Source organism: Paraburkholderia sp. SEWSISQ10-3 4 (assembly GCF_030464785.1).
GTDB classification, from domain to species: Bacteria; Pseudomonadota; Gammaproteobacteria; order Burkholderiales; family Burkholderiaceae; genus Paraburkholderia; species Paraburkholderia aspalathi.
Map to the genome: position 1 here is coordinate 88,368 of NZ_JALPRI010000015.1, position 23,756 is coordinate 112,123.

The 23,756-nt window shown below is 62.0% G+C and carries 24 protein-coding genes; 4 read left to right on the plus strand and 20 right to left on the minus strand.

The window, feature by feature from the left end:
- Positions 1 to 178 precede the first annotated feature (178 nt).
- The 4 genes from earP (at position 179) to M0D68_RS24660 (ending at position 4,400) form a co-directional block, all read left to right on the plus strand.
- The gene (gene earP / locus M0D68_RS24645) at positions 179 to 1,381 is read left to right on the plus strand and encodes an elongation factor P maturation arginine rhamnosyltransferase EarP (RefSeq protein ID WP_266225634.1); all 1,203 of its coding nucleotides are present in this window, start codon (positions 179 to 181) and stop codon (positions 1,379 to 1,381) included.
- Positions 1,382 to 1,660: 279 nt separating this feature from the next.
- Entirely contained in the window at positions 1,661 to 2,218 is a 558-nt protein-coding gene (gene efp, locus M0D68_RS24650; protein ID WP_093640439.1) for an elongation factor P, read from the plus strand.
- 285 nt (positions 2,219 to 2,503) lie between these two features.
- Entirely contained in the window at positions 2,504 to 2,710 is a 207-nt protein-coding gene (locus M0D68_RS24655) for a CsbD family protein (protein ID WP_200618380.1), read from the plus strand.
- A gap of 307 nt (positions 2,711 to 3,017) precedes the next feature.
- Positions 3,018 to 4,400: a sigma-54 dependent transcriptional regulator gene (locus M0D68_RS24660; RefSeq protein ID WP_093640444.1), complete on the plus strand. Its 1,383-nt coding sequence runs from the start codon at positions 3,018 to 3,020 to the stop codon at positions 4,398 to 4,400.
- A 119-nt stretch (positions 4,401 to 4,519) separates the two neighbouring features.
- Here M0D68_RS24660 and nagZ read toward each other — a convergent pair whose 3' ends face one another.
- The 20 genes from nagZ to plsX all read right to left on the minus strand — a co-directional run bounded on the left by nagZ (position 4,520) and on the right by plsX (position 23,712).
- Entirely contained in the window at positions 4,520 to 5,548 is a 1,029-nt protein-coding gene (gene nagZ / locus M0D68_RS24665) for a beta-N-acetylhexosaminidase (protein ID WP_266225635.1), read from the minus strand.
- 68 nt (positions 5,549 to 5,616) lie between these two features.
- Positions 5,617 to 6,060 (minus strand): holo-ACP synthase, encoded by a 444-nt coding sequence (acpS, locus tag M0D68_RS24670; protein WP_093640449.1) that lies wholly within the window; start codon positions 6,058 to 6,060, stop codon positions 5,617 to 5,619.
- Positions 6,061 to 6,076: 16 nt separating this feature from the next.
- A complete protein-coding gene (gene pdxJ, locus M0D68_RS24675) occupies positions 6,077 to 6,841 on the minus strand; it encodes a pyridoxine 5'-phosphate synthase (RefSeq protein ID WP_093640452.1) in 765 nt (254 codons plus the stop codon).
- A complete protein-coding gene (recO, locus tag M0D68_RS24680) occupies positions 6,838 to 7,770 on the minus strand; it encodes a DNA repair protein RecO (RefSeq protein ID WP_200564617.1) in 933 nt (310 codons plus the stop codon). Before recO ends, pdxJ begins: the two co-directional genes overlap by 4 nt.
- Positions 7,757 to 8,656: a GTPase Era gene (era, locus tag M0D68_RS24685; protein ID WP_093640457.1), complete on the minus strand. Its 900-nt coding sequence runs from the start codon at positions 8,654 to 8,656 to the stop codon at positions 7,757 to 7,759. The genes recO and era overlap by 14 nt, the downstream gene beginning before the upstream one ends.
- 55 nt (positions 8,657 to 8,711) lie before the next feature.
- A complete protein-coding gene (gene rnc / locus M0D68_RS24690; protein ID WP_266225636.1) occupies positions 8,712 to 9,959 on the minus strand; it encodes a ribonuclease III in 1,248 nt (415 codons plus the stop codon).
- A gap of 175 nt (positions 9,960 to 10,134) precedes the next feature.
- Positions 10,135 to 11,028, minus strand: a complete 894-nt coding sequence (gene lepB, locus M0D68_RS24695; protein ID WP_266225637.1) for a signal peptidase I — start codon at positions 11,026 to 11,028, stop codon at positions 10,135 to 10,137.
- Positions 11,029 to 11,046: 18 nt separating this feature from the next.
- Positions 11,047 to 12,840, minus strand: a complete 1,794-nt coding sequence (gene lepA / locus M0D68_RS24700) for a translation elongation factor 4 (protein ID WP_093640463.1) — start codon at positions 12,838 to 12,840, stop codon at positions 11,047 to 11,049.
- 193 nt (positions 12,841 to 13,033) lie between these two features.
- The gene (locus M0D68_RS24705) at positions 13,034 to 13,309 is read right to left on the minus strand and encodes a glutaredoxin family protein (protein ID WP_200618374.1); all 276 of its coding nucleotides are present in this window, start codon (positions 13,307 to 13,309) and stop codon (positions 13,034 to 13,036) included.
- The gene (locus M0D68_RS24710) at positions 13,306 to 14,817 is read right to left on the minus strand and encodes a DegQ family serine endoprotease (RefSeq protein ID WP_200618373.1); all 1,512 of its coding nucleotides are present in this window, start codon (positions 14,815 to 14,817) and stop codon (positions 13,306 to 13,308) included. The genes M0D68_RS24705 and M0D68_RS24710 overlap by 4 nt, the downstream gene beginning before the upstream one ends.
- Before the next feature lie 37 nt (positions 14,818 to 14,854).
- Positions 14,855 to 15,898, minus strand: coding sequence for a MucB/RseB C-terminal domain-containing protein (locus M0D68_RS24715; RefSeq protein ID WP_093640668.1), 1,044 nt, complete (start codon positions 15,896 to 15,898; stop codon positions 14,855 to 14,857).
- A gap of 4 nt (positions 15,899 to 15,902) precedes the next feature.
- Positions 15,903 to 16,529 carry a sigma-E factor negative regulatory protein gene (locus M0D68_RS24720; RefSeq protein WP_054036216.1) on the minus strand — a complete coding sequence of 209 codons (627 nt, stop codon included), beginning with the start codon at positions 16,527 to 16,529 and terminating at the stop codon, positions 15,903 to 15,905.
- An 82-nt stretch (positions 16,530 to 16,611) separates the two neighbouring features.
- Complete coding sequence (gene rpoE, locus M0D68_RS24725) at positions 16,612 to 17,211, minus strand: RNA polymerase sigma factor RpoE (RefSeq protein WP_006051939.1); 600 nt, start codon at positions 17,209 to 17,211, stop codon at positions 16,612 to 16,614.
- Between the two features lie 101 nt (positions 17,212 to 17,312).
- On the minus strand, positions 17,313 to 17,696 hold the full coding sequence (locus M0D68_RS24730; protein ID WP_266225638.1) for a protein YgfX: 384 nt from the start codon (positions 17,694 to 17,696) through the stop codon (positions 17,313 to 17,315).
- A gap of 106 nt (positions 17,697 to 17,802) precedes the next feature.
- Positions 17,803 to 19,041, minus strand: a complete 1,239-nt coding sequence (gene fabF, locus M0D68_RS24735) for a beta-ketoacyl-ACP synthase II (protein WP_093640472.1) — start codon at positions 19,039 to 19,041, stop codon at positions 17,803 to 17,805.
- Positions 19,042 to 19,344: 303 nt separating this feature from the next.
- On the minus strand, positions 19,345 to 19,584 hold the full coding sequence (gene acpP / locus M0D68_RS24740) for an acyl carrier protein (RefSeq protein WP_004197638.1): 240 nt from the start codon (positions 19,582 to 19,584) through the stop codon (positions 19,345 to 19,347).
- Between the two features lie 151 nt (positions 19,585 to 19,735).
- Positions 19,736 to 20,485 (minus strand): 3-oxoacyl-ACP reductase FabG, encoded by a 750-nt coding sequence (fabG, locus tag M0D68_RS24745; protein WP_093640475.1) that lies wholly within the window; start codon positions 20,483 to 20,485, stop codon positions 19,736 to 19,738.
- Between the two features lie 84 nt (positions 20,486 to 20,569).
- On the minus strand, positions 20,570 to 21,505 hold the full coding sequence (gene fabD / locus M0D68_RS24750; protein WP_093640479.1) for an ACP S-malonyltransferase: 936 nt from the start codon (positions 21,503 to 21,505) through the stop codon (positions 20,570 to 20,572).
- 111 nt (positions 21,506 to 21,616) lie between these two features.
- Entirely contained in the window at positions 21,617 to 22,606 is a 990-nt protein-coding gene (locus tag M0D68_RS24755) for a beta-ketoacyl-ACP synthase III (RefSeq protein ID WP_093640482.1), read from the minus strand.
- Entirely contained in the window at positions 22,606 to 23,712 is a 1,107-nt protein-coding gene (gene plsX, locus M0D68_RS24760) for a phosphate acyltransferase PlsX (protein WP_200618371.1), read from the minus strand. The genes M0D68_RS24755 and plsX overlap by 1 nt, the downstream gene beginning before the upstream one ends.
- Positions 23,713 to 23,756: the final 44 nt, after the last annotated feature.

A 23,756-nucleotide genomic window follows, 5' to 3' on the forward strand; every position in this document is an offset into this window, starting at 1 on the left:
CGCGGGCGAGTGCTTTAGAATCGCCAGTTTAGAGCATTCCGCGTGCGTTCGAACCCTGCTGCGTCGAATGGTGTGATGCTCCGGTAGAAGCCGGCGGCTGAAGCCGCTTGCGCCACCCGCCAGCAAGACCCTGCCGAACCCGACCGCGCCACCTGTTCCACTCTGCGACCACGCCACCATGTCCTCCGCTTCCTCCGTTAGGCCCGTTTCCGAACAACCCGCGGCCGCGCCCACAGGGATTGCCTGCGACATCTTCTGCGCGGTCATCGACAATTTCGGCGACATCGGCGTGTGCTGGCGTCTCGCGCGCCAGTTGACGAGTGAGCACGGCTGGCAGGTGCGTGTGTTTGTCGACGATCTGCATGCGTTCCAGAAACTGTGCCCGTCGCTGGCGCTGGATCGCGCGCGCCAGGCAGTCGGCGGCATCATCGTCGAGCATTGGCACGAGCCGGCCCACGCGGGCGATACGCTCGAAGTGGCTGACGTCGTGATCGAGGCATTCGGCTGCGAGTTGCCGCCGATCTACGTCGCCGCAATGGCGCGGCGCGAGCGAGCGCCGGTCTGGTTCAACCTCGAATACCTGAGCGCCGAAGACTGGGTCGCGGATTTCCATCTGCGGCCGTCGCCGCATCCACGCTACCCGCTGACCAAGACCTTCTTTTTCCCGGGACTCGGCCTTGGCACCGGCGGCGTACTCAAGGAGCGGCATCTAGACGCCGCACGCGCGGCCTTCGAGGCCTCGCAACCGGAGCGCGAAGCGTGGTGGCTCAAGACCACCGGCCGTGCGCCGCCCCCGCCCACAGCCACAGTCGTCTCGCTGTTCGCCTACGAAAACCCCGCCATCGACAGCCTGCTCGAACAATGGCGCGACAGCGCCGAACCGGTCGTTCTGCTGGTGCCGGAAGGACGCATTTCGGGCGCGGTCGCGCGCTTTTTCGGGTTGCCGGCATTCGCTGCCGGTTCGCACGCCGAGCGCGGCAGCCTCGGCGTTCACGCACTCGCTTTCACCGAGCAACCGGGTTACGACACGCTCCTGTGGGCCAGCGACGTCAATTTCGTGCGCGGCGAAGATTCGTTCGTGCGCGCCCAATGGGCCGCCAAACCCTTTGTCTGGCACATCTACCCCCAGGCCGACGACGCCCATCTGCCGAAGCTCGATGCCGCGCTCGCCCACTACGCCCGCACCCTGCCCACCGAGGCGCGGGACGCCCTCGCGCGCTTCTGGCACGCATGGAACGGCGCGGGCCGGCCGGACTGGGCGGAATTCCAGCGCCACCGCGCGGCGCTGAAGCAGCGCGCGGCCGAATGGGCCGGCGAACTGGCTCAAGTAGGCGACCTTGCCGGAAATCTGGCCTTGTTCGCAAAAACTCAGTTAAAATAAGCGGTTATCCAACGGCCGACGACGCAAGCGCGGCCCGGCCGTGGCGAGGTTTGGCAAACTCGTTTGACCAATTCATCCGGCAGACTCGTCTTGCAAATTCGTCTGGCAAATTCGCCCGGATAATTGGAGCAAGACTCAAGGGCCAGACTCAGGGACCAAACTCAGGGGCTAGACCCACGGGCCAGACCAATTCGCAAGGCAAACCCGGCAGGCCGATCCGCTTGCGCCGTATGCCGTTGAGCAAAAGTTGAAGCTACTTATTTCGTACAGGACAGTTTTATGAAGACCGCACAGGAACTCCGCACCGGCAACGTAGTCATGATCGGCGCAGACGCGATGGTCGTGCAAAAGGCCGAATACAACAAATCGGGCCGCAACTCCGCCGTCGTCAAGATGAAGTTCAAGAACCTGCTGAGTGGCGCAGGCATGGAAAGCGTGTACAAGGCTGACGACAAGTTCGACGTCGTCGTGCTGGAACGCAAGGAAGTCACGTACTCGTACTTCGCTGACCCGATGTACGTGTTCATGGACGCCGACTACAACCAGTTCGAAGTCGAAGGTGAAATGATGGGCGACGCCCTCCATTACCTCGAAGACGGCATGGCTTGCGAAGTCGTGTTCTACAACGAGAAAGCCATTTCCGTCGAACTGCCGACCACGCTGGTCCGTGAAATCATCTACACGGAACCGGCTGTCAAGGGCGATACGTCGTCGGGCAAGGTGTTGAAGAACGCCAAGCTGACCACCGGTTTCGAACTGCAAGTGCCGCTCTTCTGCAACATCGGCGACAAGATCGAAATCGACACGCGTACGCACGAGTACCGCAGCCGCGCCTAAGCGCCTGCAGCCTGAATCCCGCGGCGGAGCCAAGTCCGGCGCGGCGAAAAATAATTGGCAAGAAAAAAGCGCCCACTTTGGGCGCTTTTTCTTTTTTGCGCCGCCGTGTATGGTTGTGGAAATCTTTACCGGCCCTTTCTCAAAAATGCCTGTCCGTTGTGCTTTCCTTCCTATCTCGCGTCAAATAAACCATTGATAAGCTTAAGTAATTGTCTGTGGCACAGTCCATGCTTCTCTCCGATAGAGGCCAGTAAGGCTTGATTCCCTCAACTCCGGAGATGCGACATGAATCACGACATCGCTGAAGGCAAGTGGAAGCAAATGGTCGGCAAGGCCAAGACAGCATGGGGTGAATTGACGGACGATGAATTGACCAAGGCAGAAGGCCGGGTCGACAAATTGGCCGGCCTGATCCAGGAACGCTACGGTAAGACTCGCCAGCAAGCGGAACTCGAGGTACGGCGTTTCTTCGACAGCCATCGGGATTTCTGACCGGTCGAATGAAGAAAATACAGGTGCCCCTCCACGCGTCACATCGCGTCAGGGCGGGCATCCACTGAAAAGCAAAGGACCAGAACTACGTGAGTCGAATCGCCCCAGATCCGCTTGCAGGCCGTGTTCCGCGGCTTGCGCTGCGCCCATGCCAATCGGGCCGCGGCTATCCCGCCGTCCCGGCAGGCGCTGCCCATGCGGTCCGGCATTCGACCGACAGTACCGGCCAGCCATCGCGCCCGTGTCGCGCGCCAGAGCACCGGCGCGGCGTATCGGGTATTCCGTCCATCCAAAAATAGCGCTCGCCATGCCACACGCCCTGATTGTTGAAGACGATCCCAATAGCCTGTCAGGCCTGTCCGCCATCCTCGCCGCCGACGGCTTCTCTGTCGACACCGCGACCACCATCGCCGAGGCCCGGGCGGCATTGACGCGCTTCATCCCCGATGTCGTGCTGGTCGACCTGAATCTGCCGGACGGCAGCGGGCTCGACGTGTTGCAGCACCTGCCCGCGCATCCACCCGGCGGCGCCCTGCCCGTGATCGTGATGACCGGCAACGCGACGGTCGAGAGCGCGATCGAGGGTCTGCGGCACGGCATTTGGGACTATCTGCTTAAACCGGTCAATATCCCGCGCCTGCGCAGCCTGCTCGCCCGGATTCCGCGTCCGTACGAGCTGACCGAAGAAGTCCAGACGCTACGCGCGTCGCTGCGCCGACTCGGTCGTTTCGGCTCGCTACTCGGCCGCAGCGGTGCGATCCAGCATGTCTACGACACGATCGAACATATCGCGCCGACCGAAGCCGCTGTGCTGATTTCCGGCGAAGCCGGCACGGGCAAGCAGCTTGCCGCGCGCACGCTGCACGACATGAGCCGGCGCCGCAAAGGACCGTTCATCACGTTCGACTGCCGGACGGCGGCCAGCGTCGCGGCGCACCGCTCGCTCGACAGCGTGCTGTTCGGCCACGAACGCGGCGCGTTCAGCGGTGCCGAACAGCGCGAGCCGGGCCTGTTCGAGCAGGCCAGTGGCGGTACGCTGTTCATCGACGAAATCGCCGAACTGCCGCGCGCCCAGCAGGAAGCGCTGCTGCGTGCACTCGATTCGCAGACCTTCATGCGAGTCGGCGGCACGAATCAGGTGGCGACAGACTTCCGGCTGATCGCCTCGACGCGCAAAAACCCGCGCGCGGCGGTCGCCGACGGCAGCCTGCACGAAGACTTGGCGTTACGTCTCGAAGCGGCCGCGATATCGCTGCCGCCGTTGCGCGAGCGCGGTGACGATCCGACGCTGATCGCGCAAGCCGTTGTCGACGAGTTGAATCACGAAGCGATCACGCGCGGCACCTCGGAAACGGCCAAGCAGGTCGGACCCAACTTCCTGCGCGAGTGCCTCTCGTACGAGTGGCCGGGCAATGTGCGCGAGTTGCAGGATCGCGTGCGCCGCGCGTATCACGCATCGGGCGACGTCCTGGAATCGTTGCGCGCCGATGAAGCGGGCTCGGTAAACGGGCGCGATCTGAACGGCAGCCGCGTGCAGGTCACCGTCGGCACGCCCCTCGCGGACGTCGAGGAAATGCTGATTCGCGCCACGCTCGATGCGGTCGGCGGCACGCGCCATCGCGCGGCGTCGTTGCTGGGGATCAGTCCGAAGACGCTGTACAACAAGCTGCAACGGATGCGTTTGAACTGACCGGGTGAGGCCGGCTTTGCGGCAGGCCTCGCTTGAATGGAAAAACGGCGCCTGAAAGAGGCGCCGTTTTTTTGTTCGATGCAAACGCTTGAGTTGTGGATTCGCTCTTTACCGGTTGCTCAAGCAAACGCACTGCGCAACAAAGTTTGCGCTTGCAGATACTGCGGCTCGGCGACCAGCTTGCTCCACTTGAGCGCCTTGCCGCGCGGCCGCATGCGCTTGAGCCGCTGCTGCGACTCCTTCGACGGCGTGAAGCGCAGCGCGTCCAGCACCTTCTCCGCTTCGTCCGGCTGATTACAGATCAGCACCATGTCGCAGCCGGCCTGCAGTGCGGCGGTCGCGCCTTCGGTCAGCGTGCCGCCCTGGCGCGCGGCTTCCATCGAAAGATCGTCGCTGAAGACCGCGCCTTCGAAACGCAATTTCTTGCGCAGGATGTCCTGCAGCCAGACACGCGAAAAACCCGCCGGCTTCGAGTCGACCTGCGGATAAACAACATGGGCGGGCAGCACCGCCCCGAGCGACACATCGAGCCAGTCGTACGGCGCCGCGTCCTCGCGCAGGATTTCATCGAGCGAACGGTCGTCGACCGGCATCGCGACGTGGGAGTCTGCGTGCGCGAAGCCGTGTCCTGGAAAATGTTTGCCGCAATTGCTCATGCCCGCCAACGCAAGGCCGTGACTGAGGCTCTTCGCCAGCAAGGTCACGACGCGCGGGTCGCGATGGCACGAGCGATCGCCGATCACCTGCGACTGGCCGTAATTCAGATCGAGCACCGGCGTGAAACTCATATCGATTCCGCACGCGCGCAACTCAGACGCGAGAATGTAGCCGACCGCAGTCGTCACCTTCGTGGCGTGCAGCACGTCGCTGTCCCACAACGTACCGAGCTTGCCCATGGCCGGCAACACCGTGAAGCCGTCGGTGCGAAAGCGCTGCACGCGGCCGCCTTCGTGGTCGACGGCAATCAGCAGATCGTCGCGAATCGCGCGAATCGAATCGGTGAGCGCGATCAATTGTGCGCGGCTCTCGTAATGCCGGGTGAACAGGATCACGCCGCCGGTCATCGGATGGGCAAGGCGGCGTTTGTCGTCGTGGTTCAGCCTTGTGCCGACCACGTCGAGCATTACCGGTCCGGGAGTGAGTTTCATCGAATTCCGCTAGAAAAAGCTTGAAGCAAAGAGAGACACGGCCGACGTGCACCGCGTTCAGAATATTTTTATTCGTCGCTGGCGGGTGCGTGGGGGGCCTCCGGCGTTCGCGCCACATCCCCGGTTTCCGCAATCACAAACGACACCGCGTAATCGCGTTCGTCGCTAATCGTCACGCGCGCCGTGATGCCGCGCGCGTCGAGCCATTCGGCCAGTTCGCCCGATGCCACCACCATCGGCTCGCCGCTCGGCTTGTTGAGCGTTTGCAGCGCGCGCCAGGTCATCGGCCAACGCATGCCGAGGCCGATCGCTTTTGAGAAGGCTTCTTTCGCCGAGAACCGCGTGGCGAGAAATGCGAGTCCGCGCGCCGCCGACCGCGCGTGACGCGCGTGATACACGCGCAGCTCGTCCGGGCCGAGCACCTTCTCGGCGAAGCGGCCGTTGGTGCGTGTCATCACCGCGGCCACGCGGCTGACCTGAACGATATCCGTACCGATGCCGTAGATCGTCATGTTCGGCGCCGCGGCGTTACGCGCTTGCGCCGAGACGGGCGGCGACCATGATCGCCTTCATCTCGCGCACGGCGTTGTCCCACCCGGCGAAGATCGCATGCGCGACGATCGCGTGACCGATATTCAATTCGACGATGCCTTCGATCGCGGCGATCTGCTGAACGTTGGTGTAGTGCAGGCCGTGACCCGCATTGACCTTGATGCCGAGCGTCGCGCCGAATTCGACGGCACGCACCACGCGCTCATATTCGCGCTGCTGTTCGGCGGGATCGTGCGCTTCGGCATAGCGGCCCGTGTGCAGCTCGATCACCGGCGCGCCCGCTTCGTGCGCGGCGCGGATTTGCGTTTCGTCCGGATCGATGAAGAGCGACACGCGCGAGCTCGCTTCGGCGAGTTGCTTGCATGCGGCGCGCACGGCTTCGAACTGGCCAGCGACGTCGAGGCCGCCTTCAGTCGTCAGTTCCTGGCGCTTTTCTGGCACGAGGCAAGTGTCGTGCGGCTGCACTTCGCACGCGATGTCGAGCATTTCCTGCGTGACCGCGCATTCCAGATTCATGCGCGTTTTCAACAACGGCCGCAGCTTGCGCACGTCGGCGTCGACGATATGGCGGCGGTCTTCACGCAGATGCAGCGTGATCACGTCGGCGCCGGCCTCTTCGGCCATCAACGCAGCTCGGATCGGATCGGGGTAAGACGTGCCGCGCGCGTTGCGCAGCGTGGCGACGTGATCGATGTTCACGCCCAGGTCAATCACATTCGGCGACGTAAGAAAGAAGCTCATAAGTTCTGCAAGTCGATCAGTATCTGGCGCGTCGCGAGCGGCGTGCCGCCAAGGTAAGTGTTGAGCAGAAAGCGCATCAGCGTTTTGCTTTGCGCCACAGTCTGCGCTCGATGGTAATCGTCCTTTTCCATATCGAGCAAGGTCTGTCCGGCAATCACCGGCCATTGCGCGGGCAGATCGTCGGAGGCTTCGCGCACGCCGCGCTCCGGATCGAACACGTAGCGGCCTTCGGCCTGCACCGCTTTGCGCGCAACGGTGCGATCGAGCGCCATCGCATAACCGGTTTCCCGCAGCAGCACGCGCTCGAACGAACGCAGCACCTGCACGGGCGGCTCGTCATGCGCGAGGCGCGTCATCGTGACGACGTAGTGATGGAACAGTTGCGGATGCGGGTCTTCGCGCGCGCAGAATTTGACCAGCAGTTCGTTGACATAGAAACCGCAGAGCAGCGCGTCGCCCGCCAAGGGCAACATGCCGCCAACCCATTCGGCGCCGGTCAGCGTGCGCACTTCGGATTTGCCGGTCCACGACAAGGCGAGCGGCTGGAACGTCTGTAGCACGCCGCGCAAAGCGGAGTGCGGACGCTTCGCGCCCTTCGCGACGAGCGCAAGACGGCCGTGATCGCGCGACAGCACGTCGATGATCAGGCTGGTCTCACGATACGGATAACTGTGCAGGACAAAAGCGGGTTGCTCAGCGATCCGGTAATCGGACGCGGAGGTGCGAGGCGCGCGGCGCGGCGGCGCTTTGCGCGGCTCGCCTTCGGCGCCTTGAGCGCCGCTTTGAGCACCCTGAGCGCTTTTGGCGCTCGATGAGGATTTTTTGGTACTGCGAGCCGGTTTGGACGGCTCGCGTGCCGGCGCTGCCGGCGCCGAGTCGTCCGGGTCAGCGTCGGAATTCAGCGTCATCCACGCGTCATTCGTACCCATACGCACGGAGTCCGGCTTCGTTGTCAGCCCAGCCGCTCTTCACCTTGATGAAGGTTTCCAGATACACCGGACCGTCGAACAGTTTTTCCATGTCGAGGCGCGCTTCGGTGCTGATCTGCTTCAGCTTGGCGCCCTTCTGGCCGATGATCATCGCTTTTTGCGTATCGCGCTCCACCAGGATGGTCGCGAAAATGCGGCGCAGACGCCCCTCGGTTTCGAACTTGTCGATCAGCACGGTGCTCGTGTACGGCAGTTCGTCGCCGGTCCAGCGGAACACTTTTTCGCGCAGGATTTCGGCGGCAAGAAAGCGCTCGCTACGATCGGTCAGATCGTCTTCGCCGTAAATCGGTGCGCCTTCCGGCAGGAACGGCTTGATCGTCTCCAGCAAACGCTTGATGTCGTCCGAATTCTTCGCCGACAGCGGCACGATCTCGTTGAACTGACGCAGCGCACTCACCTGCTGCATGAACGGATACAGCGAGTCCTTATCCGACACGCGATCGAGCTTGTTCGCGATCAGCAGCGTGGGTACCGACGGCGGAATCAGGTCGAGCACCTTCTGATCGTCCGGGCCGAAGCGGCCGGCTTCGATCACGAACAGAATCGCGTCGACCGAACTCAGCGTGGACGTGACCGCGCGGTTGAGCGAACGGTTCAGCGCGCCGCTGTGCTTGGTCTGGAAACCCGGCGTGTCGACGAAGATGTACTGCGCGTCTTCAAACGTATGAATGCCTGTGATGCGGTGGCGCGTGGTCTGCGCCTTGCGCGACGTGATACTGACTTTCTGGCCGACCAGCGCATTCATCAGCGTGGATTTGCCAACGTTCGGGCGGCCGACGATCGCGACCATGCCGCAGCGAAAACCAGTGGGAGTGGGAGCGTTCATATTCGGGCTACGGCAGGTTCAGATCGACGCGCGGGGAATGGCGCGCCGATGGAAATCAATGGCCCGCATCGGCGACGCGGGTTTGCACCGCGTCGGCTACGCCGGGTTCGTGTTCGATAGGTGCCGGCACGCCAGGCGTGGGCACGGCTGCGCCGGGTGTGGTTTCACGGCTGCGGTGTTTGTCGGCGCTGCGGGAGACGGCTTCTGGCTTGGCTTCGGCGCCCTTTGCATCTGCGGGCTTGGCTTCAGCAGCCTTTGCGTCTACGGGCTTCCCGGCTTCGGATCTGATTTCAGCAGATTTGGCGTCGGGCTTGTCGGCTGCCGCTTTGTCAGCAGACCTGTCAGCTCTCTCAGCGCGCTCCGACTTGTCCTGCCCGCTGTACTCCACGTGCGCGGCGCGAATCACGGCCAGCGGCGCGGACGTCGCAGTCAGGGTCGGCCGTTCGGCTGCAGACTCCGCCGCCGGCGCCGTGCGGGTTTCACCCCGCCCGGCCCCGCGTTCGCTCTTCCGATCCGGGCTGCGCAAATCGAGCGCGGCCTGTACGCCGGTCACGCCGGGCACAACCTCCTGCTCGGCATTCTTCGCCGCACGGGCGCCCTTTGAACGCTTAGGCTTGGCGACCACGGCGGGCGCGGCGGCCATGACTTCGTCGAGCGCCTTCTTGGCCGCGGCCTGCTCGGCCGCGCGGCGGCTCGCACCGGAGCCGGACACCTTAACGTCCAGTTTCGGCACCGTGCACTCAACTTCAAATTGCTGATTGTGCGCCGCACCATGCGTCGCGACGACCGTGTAGGTTGGCAACGCGATCTTGTGGCCCTGCAGATACTCCTGCAGCAGCGTCTTGGCGTCCTTGCCGAGCGTGCGCGGGTCGATGTGATCGAGAATCGGAACGTAAAGGCGCTTGATGACCGTCTGGGCAGCATCGAACCCGCCGTCGAGGAACACCGCGCCCAGCACGGCTTCGAGCGTGTCAGCCAGGATCGACGGACGGCGGAAGCCGCCGCTGCGCAGTTCGCCCTCACCGAGACGCAGGCCTTCAGAGATATTAAGGGCCTGAGCTATTTCGTAAAGCGACTGCTGTTTGACCAGATTGGCGCGGACGCGCGACAGGTCGCCTTCGTCCAGTTTGCCGAAACGTTGGAACAAAAGCGCAGCCACCGCGCAATTTAGAACGGAGTCGCCGAGAAACTCGAGCCGTTCGTTGTGCGTGGAGCTATGACTGCGGTGCGTTAAAGCCTGGCGCAACAATTCCGCATTGCGAAATTCGTAGCGCAGACGGCTTTCCAACGGAGATAGGGGCATGGGCAGAGTATAACGCGGGCGCCTGCCCCGGCGAAAACGCGGGACGGCCAGCGGAAAAAGCGTGGTGAAGCGACGTTACCGCAGATTCTTAAAGTAGCGTGATAACACGCCGCGACTGATGTTACCTAAGTGTGGGCCACCCGCGCGGCGTGCTGTGCGATCAAGACATGCGTGCTCAGTGGAATGAGCCGATGCGTTTCAGATCGCTGAAGTTCATCCAGATGAAAAACGCGCGACCGACAATATTTTTATCCGGCGCGAAACCCCAGTAACGGCTGTCCGCGCTGTTATCGCGGTTGTCGCCCATCATGAAGTAATTGCCAGGCGGCACTTTGCAGATCACGCCGCGTGCGTTGTACGTGCAGTTATCGCGATACGGATAATCTTCCGCACCGACGATGAACGGCGGCACGGCCGGGTTGTTCAGAATCGCGTTCTTGCGGCCGTCGAGATTTTCTTCGAATTGCTTTGCGTAGCCGAGACGCTCTTCGTCGAGGTAGTCAGGCAGCGGCGTTTCCGGCACCGGCTTGCCGTTGATCGTCAGTTGCTTGTCCTGATAAGCGACAGTGTCGCCCGGCAGACCGATCACGCGCTTGATGTAGTCGACCGATTCGTCTTTCGGGTAGCGAAACACCACCACGTCGCCACGCTCGAGCGGACGGCCTTCGGTGACCTTCGTGTTGGTGATCGGCAGACGGATGCCGTAGTCGAATTTATTGACGAGGATGAAGTCGCCCACCAGCAGCGTCGGCACCATCGAACCCGACGGAATCTTGAACGGCTCGACCACGAACGAGCGCACCACGAACACCACCAGAATCACCGGGAAAAAGCTCGCCGAATACTCGAGCCACCACGGTTGACGCAGCTTGTCGTCACGCAGACGGGCACGCGTTTGCGCCGCGTTTTCGTCGGCGAAACGCTCGCCGACGCGCGCCTGCTGGCGGTCGAACTCGGCGACCACGGCTTCCGCCGCGCGCCGCCGTTGCGGCATGAAAACCAGTTTGTCTGCGACCCATGCGACGCCCGTCAAAATGACGAGCACAAAAAGAATCAGCGCAAAATTCATAGGGTTCCGTTGTTCGTCTTATTTGTCTTCGACACGCAGAATCGCGAGGAAAGCTTCTTGCGGAATCTCGACGGACCCGACCTGCTTCATTCGCTTCTTGCCTGCCTTTTGTTTCTCGAGCAGTTTCTTCTTACGGGAAATGTCGCCGCCGTAGCATTTTGCCAGCACGTTCTTACGCAAGGCTTTAATGTTCTCGCGGGCAATAATGTTCGAACCGATGGTGGCCTGAATCGCCACGTCGTACATCTGGCGCGGAATCAGTTCACGCATTTTCGCCGCGACTTCACGGCCGCGATACTGGCTTTGCGAACGGTGCACGATCACGGACAAGGCGTCCACCTTGTCGCCGTTGATCAGCATGTCGACCTTCACGACATCTGCCGCGCGATATTCCTTGAACTCGTAATCCATCGACGCGTAGCCGCGCGAGATGGACTTCAGACGATCGAAGAAATCGAGCACGACTTCGCCCATCGGGATTTCGTAGGTCAACTGCACCTGACGGCCGTGGTACTGCATGTTGATCTGGTTGCCGCGCTTTTGCGTACACAGCGTGATCACCGAGCCGACGTAGTCTTGCGGCATGTACAGATTCACGGTGACGATCGGCTCGCGCACTTCTTCGATCTTCGAGGGCTCCGGCATCTTGGCCGGGTTTTCGACCATGAGGATCGTGCCATCGCGCTGCAGAACTTCGTACACCACGGTCGGCGCCGTGGTGATCAGGTCCATGTCGAACTCGCGCTCGAGACGCTCCTGCACGATCTCCATGTGCAGCAGGCCGAGGAAGCCGCAACGGAAACCGAAGCCGAGCGCCTGCGACACTTCCGGCTCGTACATCAGCGAGGCGTCGTTCAGCTTCAGCTTTTCCAGCGAGTCGCGCAGCGCATCATACTGGTTCGCTTCGACCGGATAGAGACCGGCGAACACCTGCGGCTTCACTTCCTTGAAGCCCGGCAGCGGTTCGGCAGCAGGACGGTTCAACAGCGTGACGGTGTCCCCCACCTTCGCAGCGGCCAATTCCTTGATGCCGGCGATGATGAAACCCACCTGCCCCGCCGACAGCGATTCGAGGTTCTTCGACTTCGGCGTAAACACGCCGATATGCTCGACCGGATACTGCGCGCCGGTCGCCATCATGCGGATCTTGTCTTTCGGGCGCAGCGTGCCGTTGACGATACGCACCAGCATCACGACGCCCACGTAGTTATCGAACCACGAGTCGATGATCAGCGCCTGCAGCGGTGCTTCCGGATCGCCCTTGGGCGGCGGCACTTTAGCGACCAGTGCTTCGAGTACGTCTTCCACGCCGAGGCCGGTCTTCGCACTGCAACGCGTCGCATCGGTTGCGTCGATACCGATCACGTCTTCGATTTCTTCGATCGCGTTCTCGGGATTCGCGGCCGGCAGGTCGATCTTGTTGAGCACCGGAATGACGTCGACGCCAAGTTCGATCGCCGTGTAGCAGTTGGCGACGGTTTGCGCTTCCACGCCCTGGCTTGCGTCGACGACCAGCAATGCGCCTTCACATGCGGACAGCGAGCGGCTGACTTCATACGAGAAGTCGACGTGGCCCGGCGTGTCGATCATGTTCAGGTTGTAGATCTGCCCGTCACGGGCTTTGTACGTCAGTGCAGCGGTTTGTGCCTTGATCGTGATACCGCGCTCGCGCTCGAGATCCATCGAGTCGAGCACTTGAGATTCCATCTCGCGGTCGGACAAGCCACCGCAGATCTGGATGATGCGATCAGCCAGAGTCGACTTGCCATGGTCGATGTGCGCAATGATCGAGAAGTTACGAATATGATCCATTCAGTGCCGATCAAGCAAAAAAGGCGCGCTCGGACAATAGCGGAGCACGCCTTGTAAGTAGGTGAAAAACCTATCTATTTTAGCCGAAAAGGCTATCGCCCGGCGCATCTTGCAAGGCTCGGGCGGAAAAGACGGCTTAGGAGAGACGTGAAACGGGGTGTGAACAGCGCACGTTCGCGCCTGTTTTGGACCCTTAACCGGATCCCGGATGGGTTACTACAACGCGTGCAGTAAGCGCGGCGCGAACCCGCGCCACGTCAAGGTGATAGTGACACAGTTCGACGCCGTCACAGACCAGAACCGGAACCAGCTCGTTATAACGGGCTTCCAGCAAAGGATCCGTGTCGACGTCGATCACGACGACTTGCGCAGCGAATTCGGCCAGCAACGGCTCGAGCGCGGCGCGCATGTCGTCGCATAAGTGGCACCACGCGCGCCCGTAGAGCGTGAGTGGCGCCATTGACGTCATTTCTGGGCGCGCGGGCGAATCGGCACGAACTGCGTGTTCTCGCCGCGACGGACCAGCAACGCAACCATCTTCTGCGAGTCGAGGTGTGCGGTCAGCTCGTCGAACTGCTTCGCGCTCGTGATATCCGTATCGCCCACACGCAGGACGATGTCGCCCTTTTGCAGTCCAACGCGCACGGCCGGGCCGTCTACCGCGTCGATCTGCACACCGTTGCGCAGCTTCAGCGCCTTCATCTGGTCGGCAGGGATATCGCTAACGGCAAGACCCAACACGTTCGTGGCGCGCTGCTTCGGCACCGGCGGCTTTTTGTCATCCGCCTTGGCGGTCTTGTCCGGCTGCATCTCGGCAATCGTGACCGGCAGATCGCGCGTCTGACCCTTGCGCCAGATCGTAATGGTCGACTTGGTGCCCGGCTTCGTATCGCCGACCATACGCGGCAAGTCCGTTGCCGTGTCGACCGAATGGCCATTGAACTTCAGGATGATGTCGCCCGGCTGCACGCCGGCTTTATCTGCCGGGCCACCCGGTTCGACGCTGCTGACCAGCGCGCCCTGCGCCTTCGGCAAACCAAGCGAATCGGCAACATCTTTAGTGACTTCACCGATCGCCACCGCGATCCGGCCGCGCACGACCTTGCCCGATGCCTTCAGCTGATCGGCCACACGCATCGCCTCGTCGATCGGAATCGCGAACGAGATGCCCATGAAGCCGCCAGTACGGCTGTAAATCTGCGAATTGATGCCGATCACTTCGCCCTGCATATTGATCAGCGGACCGCCCGAATTACCCGGATTGACGGCCACGTCAGTCTGGATGAACGGCAGATAATCGCCCGTATCGCGCCCCTTGGCGCTGACGATACCGGCTGTCACCGTGTTCTCGAGACCAAACGGCGAACCGATTGCCACCACCCACTCGCCCACCCGCACCTTGTTCGAATCACCGATCGTGATGGTCGGCAAGTTGGCCGCGCTGATCTTCACGACGGCGACATCGGTCCGATCGTCCACGCCGATCAGTTTGGCTTTGAACTCGCGCTTGTCAGTAAGAGTGACGTAAATGGTGTCCGCGTCGTCCACGACGTGCGCGTTGGTCATCACGTAACCGTCCGCCGACAGAATGAAGCCTGAGCCGACGCCGCTGTTCTGTTCGGGATCGCTGTTATCCGGCGAGTCCTGGTTGCCGCCACTGCCGCTGCCACCGTTATCGCCACCGCGTGGCGAACCCGGCGATTGCGGCGACTGCGGCAACGGGATGCCGAAGAAGCGCCGGAAAAACTCCGACATGTCGCCATCGTCCATGCCTGGCGGCAACCCGCCGCGGGCACCGCTGGTCGACACGCGCGTGGTCGTGCGAATGTTGACGACTGCCGGGCCGACCTTGTCGACGAGGTCAGTAAAGTCGGGCAGATTGGCTGCGGGAGCGGCCGATGCCGTGTGCGGCACGAGCGGCAAACACGCCGCTACCACCGCGGCCGCGAGGAATTTGCGCACCGAGAAAGTCGTCATATCGTAGCAAGCCGAGGGATTCGTGTGATTCGGAGGATTACTTCGGAGCTTTATATTCTATGGCAGACGCAAATTGCTGCAATGTGGTCTGGGGCACTTCACCAAGCAGAGTAATCCAGAAGTCGCCGCGCCGCTTGACCAGCACGTGCGTGGCGCCGCTACTGCCCGCGCCTTCCTTGCGAGTATTGTTCTCGACCGGCTCGACGAATACCGAAATGGCCGCAAGGCCGTCGGAGAATACAGCCTGATCAACCGGAATGGTGGGCTGGCCGGGGTCACGCGCGGCCATGGGACGGCGAAGCTCGCGAATCTTGCGGAAGCCCGGCACCGTCGGCGTGATTTGCCAGCCTTGCGCAGCCATATCGACCGGCTCGACCGGCGGACGCACTACCGTCCAACCCGTTGTATTACGAATGCCGTTGACGATGGCGGTCTTGTCGACCGGCACGCCGATACGAATCTGCGAAAACGACAACTGTTCGAGCACCTGGCCGTTCGGATCGAGCGTTTGCGCACGCAACAGCAGGCCGGTCTTCTTGTCGGCCCACAGTTTGTAAGCAAAGCGATATGCGTCTTTCGGATCGAGCTCGATTACCTGGCTATCGATACCCGCGACGCGGTCGTCGCCGAGCAGCTTCGGCTCGTAGACGGACAGCACCTGCTCGCCGCTTACAGCGAGCAGCGCGGGAAACGAATCTTTGTTCTGGCGCTTCTCGACCACGCACAGATGTCGCTCGGGCACGAACGTGTAGAGATCTTCGTTGTGACGAAGCATTTTGCGCGGCTTGCCGTCGAGGCTTTCGAGTTGCTCGAATTCGCCGTCAGTACGGGTCGCGTAGTGCGCGATCCGCGACGTCTGGACGAAATTGCCGCGCTGATAGACGAACGCACCCTCGTAGTTCTGCTGCTGGGCAGCCTGATGAATGCGATCGAGCAGCTCTGCGGCCGTGCGACGGGCGACGAGCGGATCGTCGGTTTGTGCAAAGACCCGCGGCGTGGCGGACAACAATACGGCTGCGCAGAACAGAAATGCCGGCAGCCGCCCCCAGATAGTCGTTTTATTCAACCGCGGAGTCTGCATCAAACTATTGGCCTTGCGTAGAAACGGCGGCAGCGCGAATCAGCGGCATCGAGCCCGGCATGACCGGCTGTTGCGCGAATTGCTGGTGAGCTTCCAGATACTGATCGAGACTGGCGTCACGAATGATGTTGGCGTCTTGCGCAACCGGCTGGAGCGTAGCGGCCGGCACCGACGCCATAGCCACACGTTGCAGCGAATCACCATGCGACTGGGTCGACGCGACTTGCGCCACACCCGGGCCGCCCGGCACGCCTTGCAGTTGCGGCACGACGATCCACGTCAGCGTGGCAGCGGCGGCGGCAACAGCAAACGCCGGCACAACGCGGCGGCGCAGCGCCAGCAAACGCCGCGCGACCGGCATTGCAGCAGGCGCGAGCACGTGCGGCTCATTGTCGAAACGTGCGGCAAAACCGCTCAGAAACGCGCTGCTCGCCGCCGGGCTGACCGCCAGATCGTCGGAACGCAGAGCGTCGCCGATCAGGTGATAGCACGACCAGGCGGCACGATCTTCGCCGTCCAGTTCGGAAACAAACGTGTTCAGATGCTCTTCGCCGAACAGCTCACCGTCGACAAAAGCGGACAGACGCTCGCCGCGCGAGCTGGCTTGCGATTGCATCGAGACCGACCCCATGATGCTCCCCATCTTACAAATACCCCGTAGTGACACCACTAATCCAGATATTGCACCCGCGCCCCGTCCGGCGGGCTGGTGTTTACCAGCGCTTGCCTTCAGGTGTGTCAAGCAACGGACGCAATTTTGCCGCAATGGCTTCGCGAGCGCGGAAAATTCGTGATCTGACTGTGCCAATTGGGCAACCCATCATCTCAGCGATTTCCTCGTAACTCAAACCTTCAATTTCACGAAGAGTAATGGCGGTGCGCAACTCTTCCGGTAAAACCGCCATCGCAGCATTGACCGTCTCAGCGATCTGCTTGCTCATCAACATCGACTCAGGCGTGTTGATATCCCTTAGTTGGTCGGCGTCCGAGAAAGTTTCAGCTTCTTCAGCATCTGCTTCGGTCGAAGTCGGTGCGCGCCGCCCTTGGGTCGCAAGGTAGTTCTTTGCCGTATTGACCGCAATCCGGTACAACCACGTATAAAAGGCCGATTCGCCGCGAAATTGCGGCAACGCCCGGTACGCCTTGATAAAGGCGTCCTGAGCGACGTCTTCCACTTCGGCCGGGTCCCGCACGAGGCGGGAGATCAGCCGGAGAATCTTGCGGTGGTATTTGGAGACCAGAAGCTCGAACGCGGCCTTGTCGCCCTTCTGGACGCGCTCGACCAGCACCTGATCAATTTCTTTTTCGCTCACCTGATAAATCCGTTAACTATAGGGCGCATGGCGGGGGACCATTGTAGCGTCCCCATCATCGCGGCACGTTACTCCGGTAACAGCGGTTACAGTCGTTACAGTCAGGCGCCGGCGCCACGCCGGCCCAGCACGGCCAGCTCCCGGAAAACGGCCGCAGGAAGCGCGTCGGCGGCAAGAAGCAGCGTGCGGGAGCGCCCATGATCCGGCGCCAGCGCCAGAACGAGCAGGCGATCGCTCCATTGCGAACAGCCGGCAATGCGACCCTGTGTCAACAAACTGCCGGCCCGGTTCCAGGCGGACACTCCGTCTGGGCCGATTTTCAGCGCGACCGGCTGCGCATGCTCATGCTTTACCGCACAGAACGTCAGCAGCGCCCACACGGAAAACGTCAACGGAACCGCCTGCCAGGCGCCCAGATGCGACGCGAAGCATGTATAGGCAGCGCCAGTCGCCATCAGGACGAACATACCCAAAGCGGCGCGCATGGCGACGGAGCGCCGCAACGTGATCCGCTGCGGCGCTCCGTCGGTTGCCGATTCGAGGGAAACCGCCGGGCAAGCCGGCGTTTTCGACTGGCGTGTCAGCAAGCGATCAGGCGCGCTTGAAGACCAGCGTGCCGTTCGTGCCGCCGAACCCGAACGAGTTCTTCAGCGCGACGTCGATCTTCATCTCCCGCGCGGTGTTGGCGCAGTAATCGAGATCGCAGGCGGGATCCTGATTGAAGATGTTGATCGTCGGCGGCGACACCTGATGATGCACGGCGAGCACGGTGAACACGGACTCCAGACCGCCGGCGCCGCCCAACAGGTGACCTGTCATCGACTTGGTCGAATTCACGACCATGTCTTTGGCGTGGTCGCCGAAAGCGCGCTTGATGCCGGTGGTTTCAGCCAGGTCGCCCAGCGGCGTGGACGTGCCGTGCGCGTTCAGGTAATTCACCTGATCCGAATTGATGCCTGCATTCTTCAGCGCGGCCAGCATGCAGCGGCGCGCGCCGTCGCCATCTTCCAGCGGAGCGGTCATGTGATAGGCGTCGCCGCTCATCCCGTAGCCGCTGATTTCGGCATAAATCTTCGCGCCACGTGCCTTCGCGTGTTCGTACTCTTCGAGCACCATCACGCCGGCGCCTTCGCCCAGCACGAAACCGTCGCGATCCTTGTCCCACGGACGGCTCGCCGTTGCCGGATCGTCATTGCGTTGCGACAGCGCACGCGCCGCCGCAAAGCCACCGACGCCGAGCGGCGACACGGTCGATTCGGCACCGCCTGCGATCATCACGTCGGCGTCGCCGTATTCGATCAGGCGCGAAGCCTCGCCGATACAGTGCAGACCCGTGGTACACGCGGTAACGATGGCGAGATTCGGACCCTTGATGCCGAACTTGATCGACAGGTGACCGGAGATCATGTTGATGATCGATGCCGGCACGAAGAACGGCGAAATACGGCGCGGGCCGCGATTGAGCAGCTCGGTTTGCGTCGCTTCGATCATCGGCAGACCGCCGATGCCCGAACCGACCACCACGCCGATGCGCTCCGAATTTTCGTCGGTGACTTCGAGGCCGCTGTCCTGCATCGCCTGGATGCCGGCCGCGACGCCGTAATGGATAAACGTATCCATGTGGCGCGCTTCCTTACCGGGGATGTAGTCCTCGATGTTGAAGCCCTTCACCTCGCCGGCGAAACGAGTCGAGAAGTTCGACGCATCGAACTTCGTGATATTGGCAATACCCGACTTGCCGGCGACCAGATTGGCCCAGCCGTCGGCAACATTATTGCCAACAGGCGAAATCAGCCCCAGGCCTGTAACAACAACACGACGGCGGCTCACGGTAACCCCTTTTTCATAGATGACAAAAGCACAAAAGCCACAGCGGCCACAGGAACCTGCCCTGTGTGCCCTGTGGCTGTTAGCCGCCCCCTACCCCCGGCGCTTCGCACCAGGTCCCCCCGAGAGGGGCAAGAAAACTTGGGGCGGCCCGGCGTTTTCTTGAAAGTCGGCAATCGCGCGAAAAGTTGCGCTGTCAACATCGCTGGCTCCTGCACGGCAAAAAGCGCCAGCCCTGCTGGCGTCGGAAACCGACACGGCAGGGCGTCATACGCCGCCAACGCAGAAACGCAGGCGCGAATGACTTTAGGCCTTGACGTTCGCGCGAGCGTAGTCGATCGCTTGCTGAACGGTAGTGATCTTCTCGGCTTCTTCATCCGGAATTTCCATGCCGAATTCGTCTTCGAGGGCCATCACGAGTTCAACGGTGTCGAGCGAGTCGGCGCCGAGGTCGTTCACGAACGAAGCTTCGTTCTTGATCTCAGCTTCTGCAACGCCCAGTTGTTCTGCGACGATCTTCTTGACGCGCTGTTCGATATTGTCCATTACCCCTCCAAGGGAAAAGAAGTTCAAAAATACAGGTGCGCGCATTTTATCAGGTTTGACCCGGCAAAAAAGCGGCGCATCGGGTTCCTGTCAAGGCATGCGCCTTACGCTTTTGCAAACGCGTCAAGGCGCGGATAGTAACCGAATTTGGTTACGACATGTACATTCCGCCGTTCACATGCAATGTCGTGCCGGTGATATAGCCCGCTTGCGGCGACGCGAGGAACGCCACAGCGTGTGCGATGTCGTCCGGGCTGCCGAGGCGGCCGAGCGGAATCTGCGTCTTCAGTGCGGCTTGCTGCTCTTCCGGCAGGGTCTTGGTCATGTCGGTATCGATGAAGCCTGGCGCCACGCAATTCACCGTGATGCCTCGGCTGCCGATCTCGCGTGCCAGCGCACGCGTCATGCCTGCTACGCCCGCTTTCGCGGCTGCATAGTTGACCTGCCCGGGGTTGCCGGCCGAGCCGACCACCGACGTGATGTTGATGATCCGGCCGCCCTTGGCCTTCATCATCGGACGCAGCACTGCGCGCGACAGACGGAAGACCGACTTGAGATTGGTGTCGATCACCGCATCCCAGTCGTCGTCCTTCATGCGCATGGCGAGCTGGTCCTGCGTGATGCCGGCGTTGTTCACCAGCACGTGCAGCGCGCCAAATTCCTTCACGGTGCCGTCGATCAGCGCTTCGGCTGCGGCGGCGTCGTTGACGTTGAGCACCGCGCCGCGGCCGCTTACGCCAGCCGCGTTAAAGGCTTCGCTGATCGCTGCCGCGCCGCTTTCGCTGGTTGCCGTGCCGATCACCGTCGCGCCCTGGCGCGCCAGTTCCAGCGCGATCGCACGGCCGATGCCGCGCGATGCGCCCGTCACGATTGCGATTTGCTTGTCGAGAGTCTTTTCCATCTGTCAGTCCGAATGCCCTTTCGGAGGGCTGATTGATTCTTGATGTCAGGCCTGGTGCCCTGCTGGCGCCCCAGGAGGCTGCGTTTAGCCCGCCGTCACCAGCTTGAGCGTTTCTTCGAGCGAAGCCGGGTCGAACACCGAAGCGCCGACCAGATTGCCGTCGATACGCTTCGTCAAGCCCGCGAGGACCTTGCCCGGGCCGCATTCGATCACATGCGTGACGCCTTGCGCAGCCATTGCCTGCACGCTTTCGACCCAGCGCACCGGACCGGCTGCCTGACGCACCAGCGCATCCTTGATCTTTGCCGGCTCGTTGACCACCGCGACGTCGACGTTGTTGATCACCGGAATCGACGGCACCTGCACGTCGACGCTGGCCAGATACTCGCGCAATTGATCCGACGCGGGCTTCAACAGCGACGAGTGGAACGGCGCCGACACCGGCAGCGGCAACGCGCGCTTGGCGCCCTTCGCCTTCGCAACTTCGCAGGCCTTTTCGACAGCGGCCTTGTGACCCGCGATCACGACTTGCGCCGGCGCGTTGAAATTCACCGCTTCGACGACACCCGCGACCGACGCTTCGGCGCAAACCGCGCGGACCGTATCGTCATCGAGGCCGAGAATCGCGGCCATACCGCCGACGCCGACCGGCACGGCCGTTTGCATAGCTTGCGCGCGAAAACGCACGAGCGGCACGGCATCGCGAAACGCGATCGCGCCTGCCGCGACCAGCGCGGTGTATTCGCCGAGGCTATGACCGGCGACGATAGCCGGCTTCGGGCCGCCGGCCTGCTGCCACGCGCGGTAAATCGCGTACGCGGCGGTCAGCATGACCGGTTGGGTATTGGTGGTGAGGTTCAGATCTTCGGCGGGGCCTTCGGCGATCAGCTTGCCGAGGTCCTGATTGAGCGCGTCGGACGCTTCCTGAACCGTCTCACGCACGACCGCGTGATCGGCGAATGCGTTAAGCATGCCAACCGACTGCGAACCTTGCCCAGGAAAAACGAACGCAAATTTCATATCGTCCCCAAAATCGATGTTGTCAGATGTGGGTGGCGCGCCCGATTGATGGCAAGCGCGCTCAAGCGTAGCCGAGCGCCGCAAAGAGCGCTCGCCATAACGTCGCCGCTATCAGTAGCGGATAACCGACGCGCCCCAGGTGAAGCCGCCGCCGACGCCTTCGATCAGCACGTTCTGGCCGCGCTTGATGCGGCCGTCGCGCACCGCGACGTCGAATGCGAGCGGAATGGACGCAGCCGACGTATTGCCGTGCTCGCCCACCGTGACGACCATGCGTTCCTGCGGCAAGCCGAGCTTGCGGCAGGTGCTTTGCATGATGCGGATATTGGCCTGATGCGGAATCAGCCAGTCGATCTGCTCGGCCGACAGATTCGCTTTTGCAAGTGCCTCGACCGCGACCTTTTCGAGCACATTGACCGCGAGCTTGAACACAGCCTGGCCGTCCATATGCAGGAACGCGCTGCCTTCGATCACACCGCCGTTCACATTGCCCGGCGTGCAGAGAATGTTCGAATGGCTGCCGTCGGCGTGCAGAGCGCTCGCCAGCACGCCCGGTTCTTCGGACGCCTGCAGGATCACCGCGCCGGCGCCGTCGCCGAACAGCACGCAGGTGGTGCGGTCCTTGAAATCGAGAATGCGCGAGAAGGTTTCCGCGCCGATCACGAGCGCCGTGCGATGCTGGCCGCTACGAATGAAGCTGTCCGCCGTTGCCACCGCATAAGCGAAGCCCGAACAGACGGCCTGCACGTCGAATGCCGCGCCGTGATTCTTGATGCCGAGCTTGTTCTGCAACAGGCACGCCGTGCTCGGAAACACAAAGTCAGGCGTGGAGGTTGCAACGATGATCAGATCGATGGATTGCGGATCGATATCCGCCGCTTCGATCGCGCGTTGCGAGGCGATGAGCGCCAGATCGCTGGTAGTGACATCGGGTTCGGCGAAGTGGCGCGCATGGATGCCCGTGCGGGCAACGATCCATTCGTCGCTCGTCTCGACACCCTGCTTGGCGAGACGTTCGGCCAGATCCTGATTGGTGACGCGCCCGGGCGGCAGGTAGCTGCCGGTGCCCAGCACGCGGGAATAAATTGTCGATTGAGCCATTATGCCTTCGAGGATTGCGCAGCGTAGGGCTCGGCTGGCTGGCCTGCGATCGGGCTTGCGTGACCCGCACCGCTTGCATCGCGCGCTGCCTGTTCGAGAGAACCTGCATTCTCTTCCATTGCTCGCGCAAGGCGTTCCAGCACGCCGTTTTTGACGGCATCATACCCGCGTTTGATAGCCCACTCAAACGCGTAGGCATCCGCCGAACCGTGGCTTTTGATCACCAGCCCACGCAGGCCCAGCAACGCGGCGCCATTGTATTGCCGATGATCGACGCGCTTCTTGAAGCGCATCAATACCGGCAACGCGAGCACCGCCATCACCTTGGTGAGCCACGAGCGGCCGAACTCTTCCCTGATGATGTTGGAGAGCATCTGCGCGAGGCCTTCCGACGTCTTCAGCGCGACATTGCCGACAAAACCGTCGCAGACGATCACGTCGACCGTGCCCTTGAAGATGTCGTTGCCTTCAACGTTACCGTGAAAGTTAAGTGTACTCGCGCGCAGCAGTTCGCCGGCGCGTTTGATGGTGTCGTTGCCCTTGATGGCTTCTTCGCCAATGTTGAGCAGGCCGATGGTGGGCCGCTCCTTGCCCTCGAGCGCGGACACGAGCGCGTGCCCCATCTCCGCGAACTGCAGCAGATGCTGCGGCTCGCAATCGACGTTGGCGCCCAGGTCGAGCATCATCGTGTAGCCATTGGGATTGGGCAGTGCCGACGCAATGGCCGGGCGTTCGATGCCCGACAGCGTTTTCAGCACATAACGCGAGACCGCCATCAGCGCGCCGGTATTGCCGGCGGAAATGCAGGCTTGCGCCTCGCCTTCCTTGACGCGATTGAGCGCCACGCGCATGGATGAGTCTTTTTTCTTGCGCAGCGCGACTTCGACCGGATCGTCCATGGCGACGATCTCGGAAGCAGGTACGACGGTCAGCGCCGGCAGGTCTTGAGCCTTCAACTTCTTCAGCTGCGCACGAATCGCACTTTCAATGCCGACGAGCAGCAGCTCAGCATCGGGATGCGAACGAACGAAGTTGACGGCTGCGGGAACGGTCACGGACGGGCCGTGGTCGCCTCCCATGCAATCTATCGTGAGCTTTACTGTCATGGAGTGCGACGAATTTCAGGCGCCCTGCATGGAACCACAGTAAG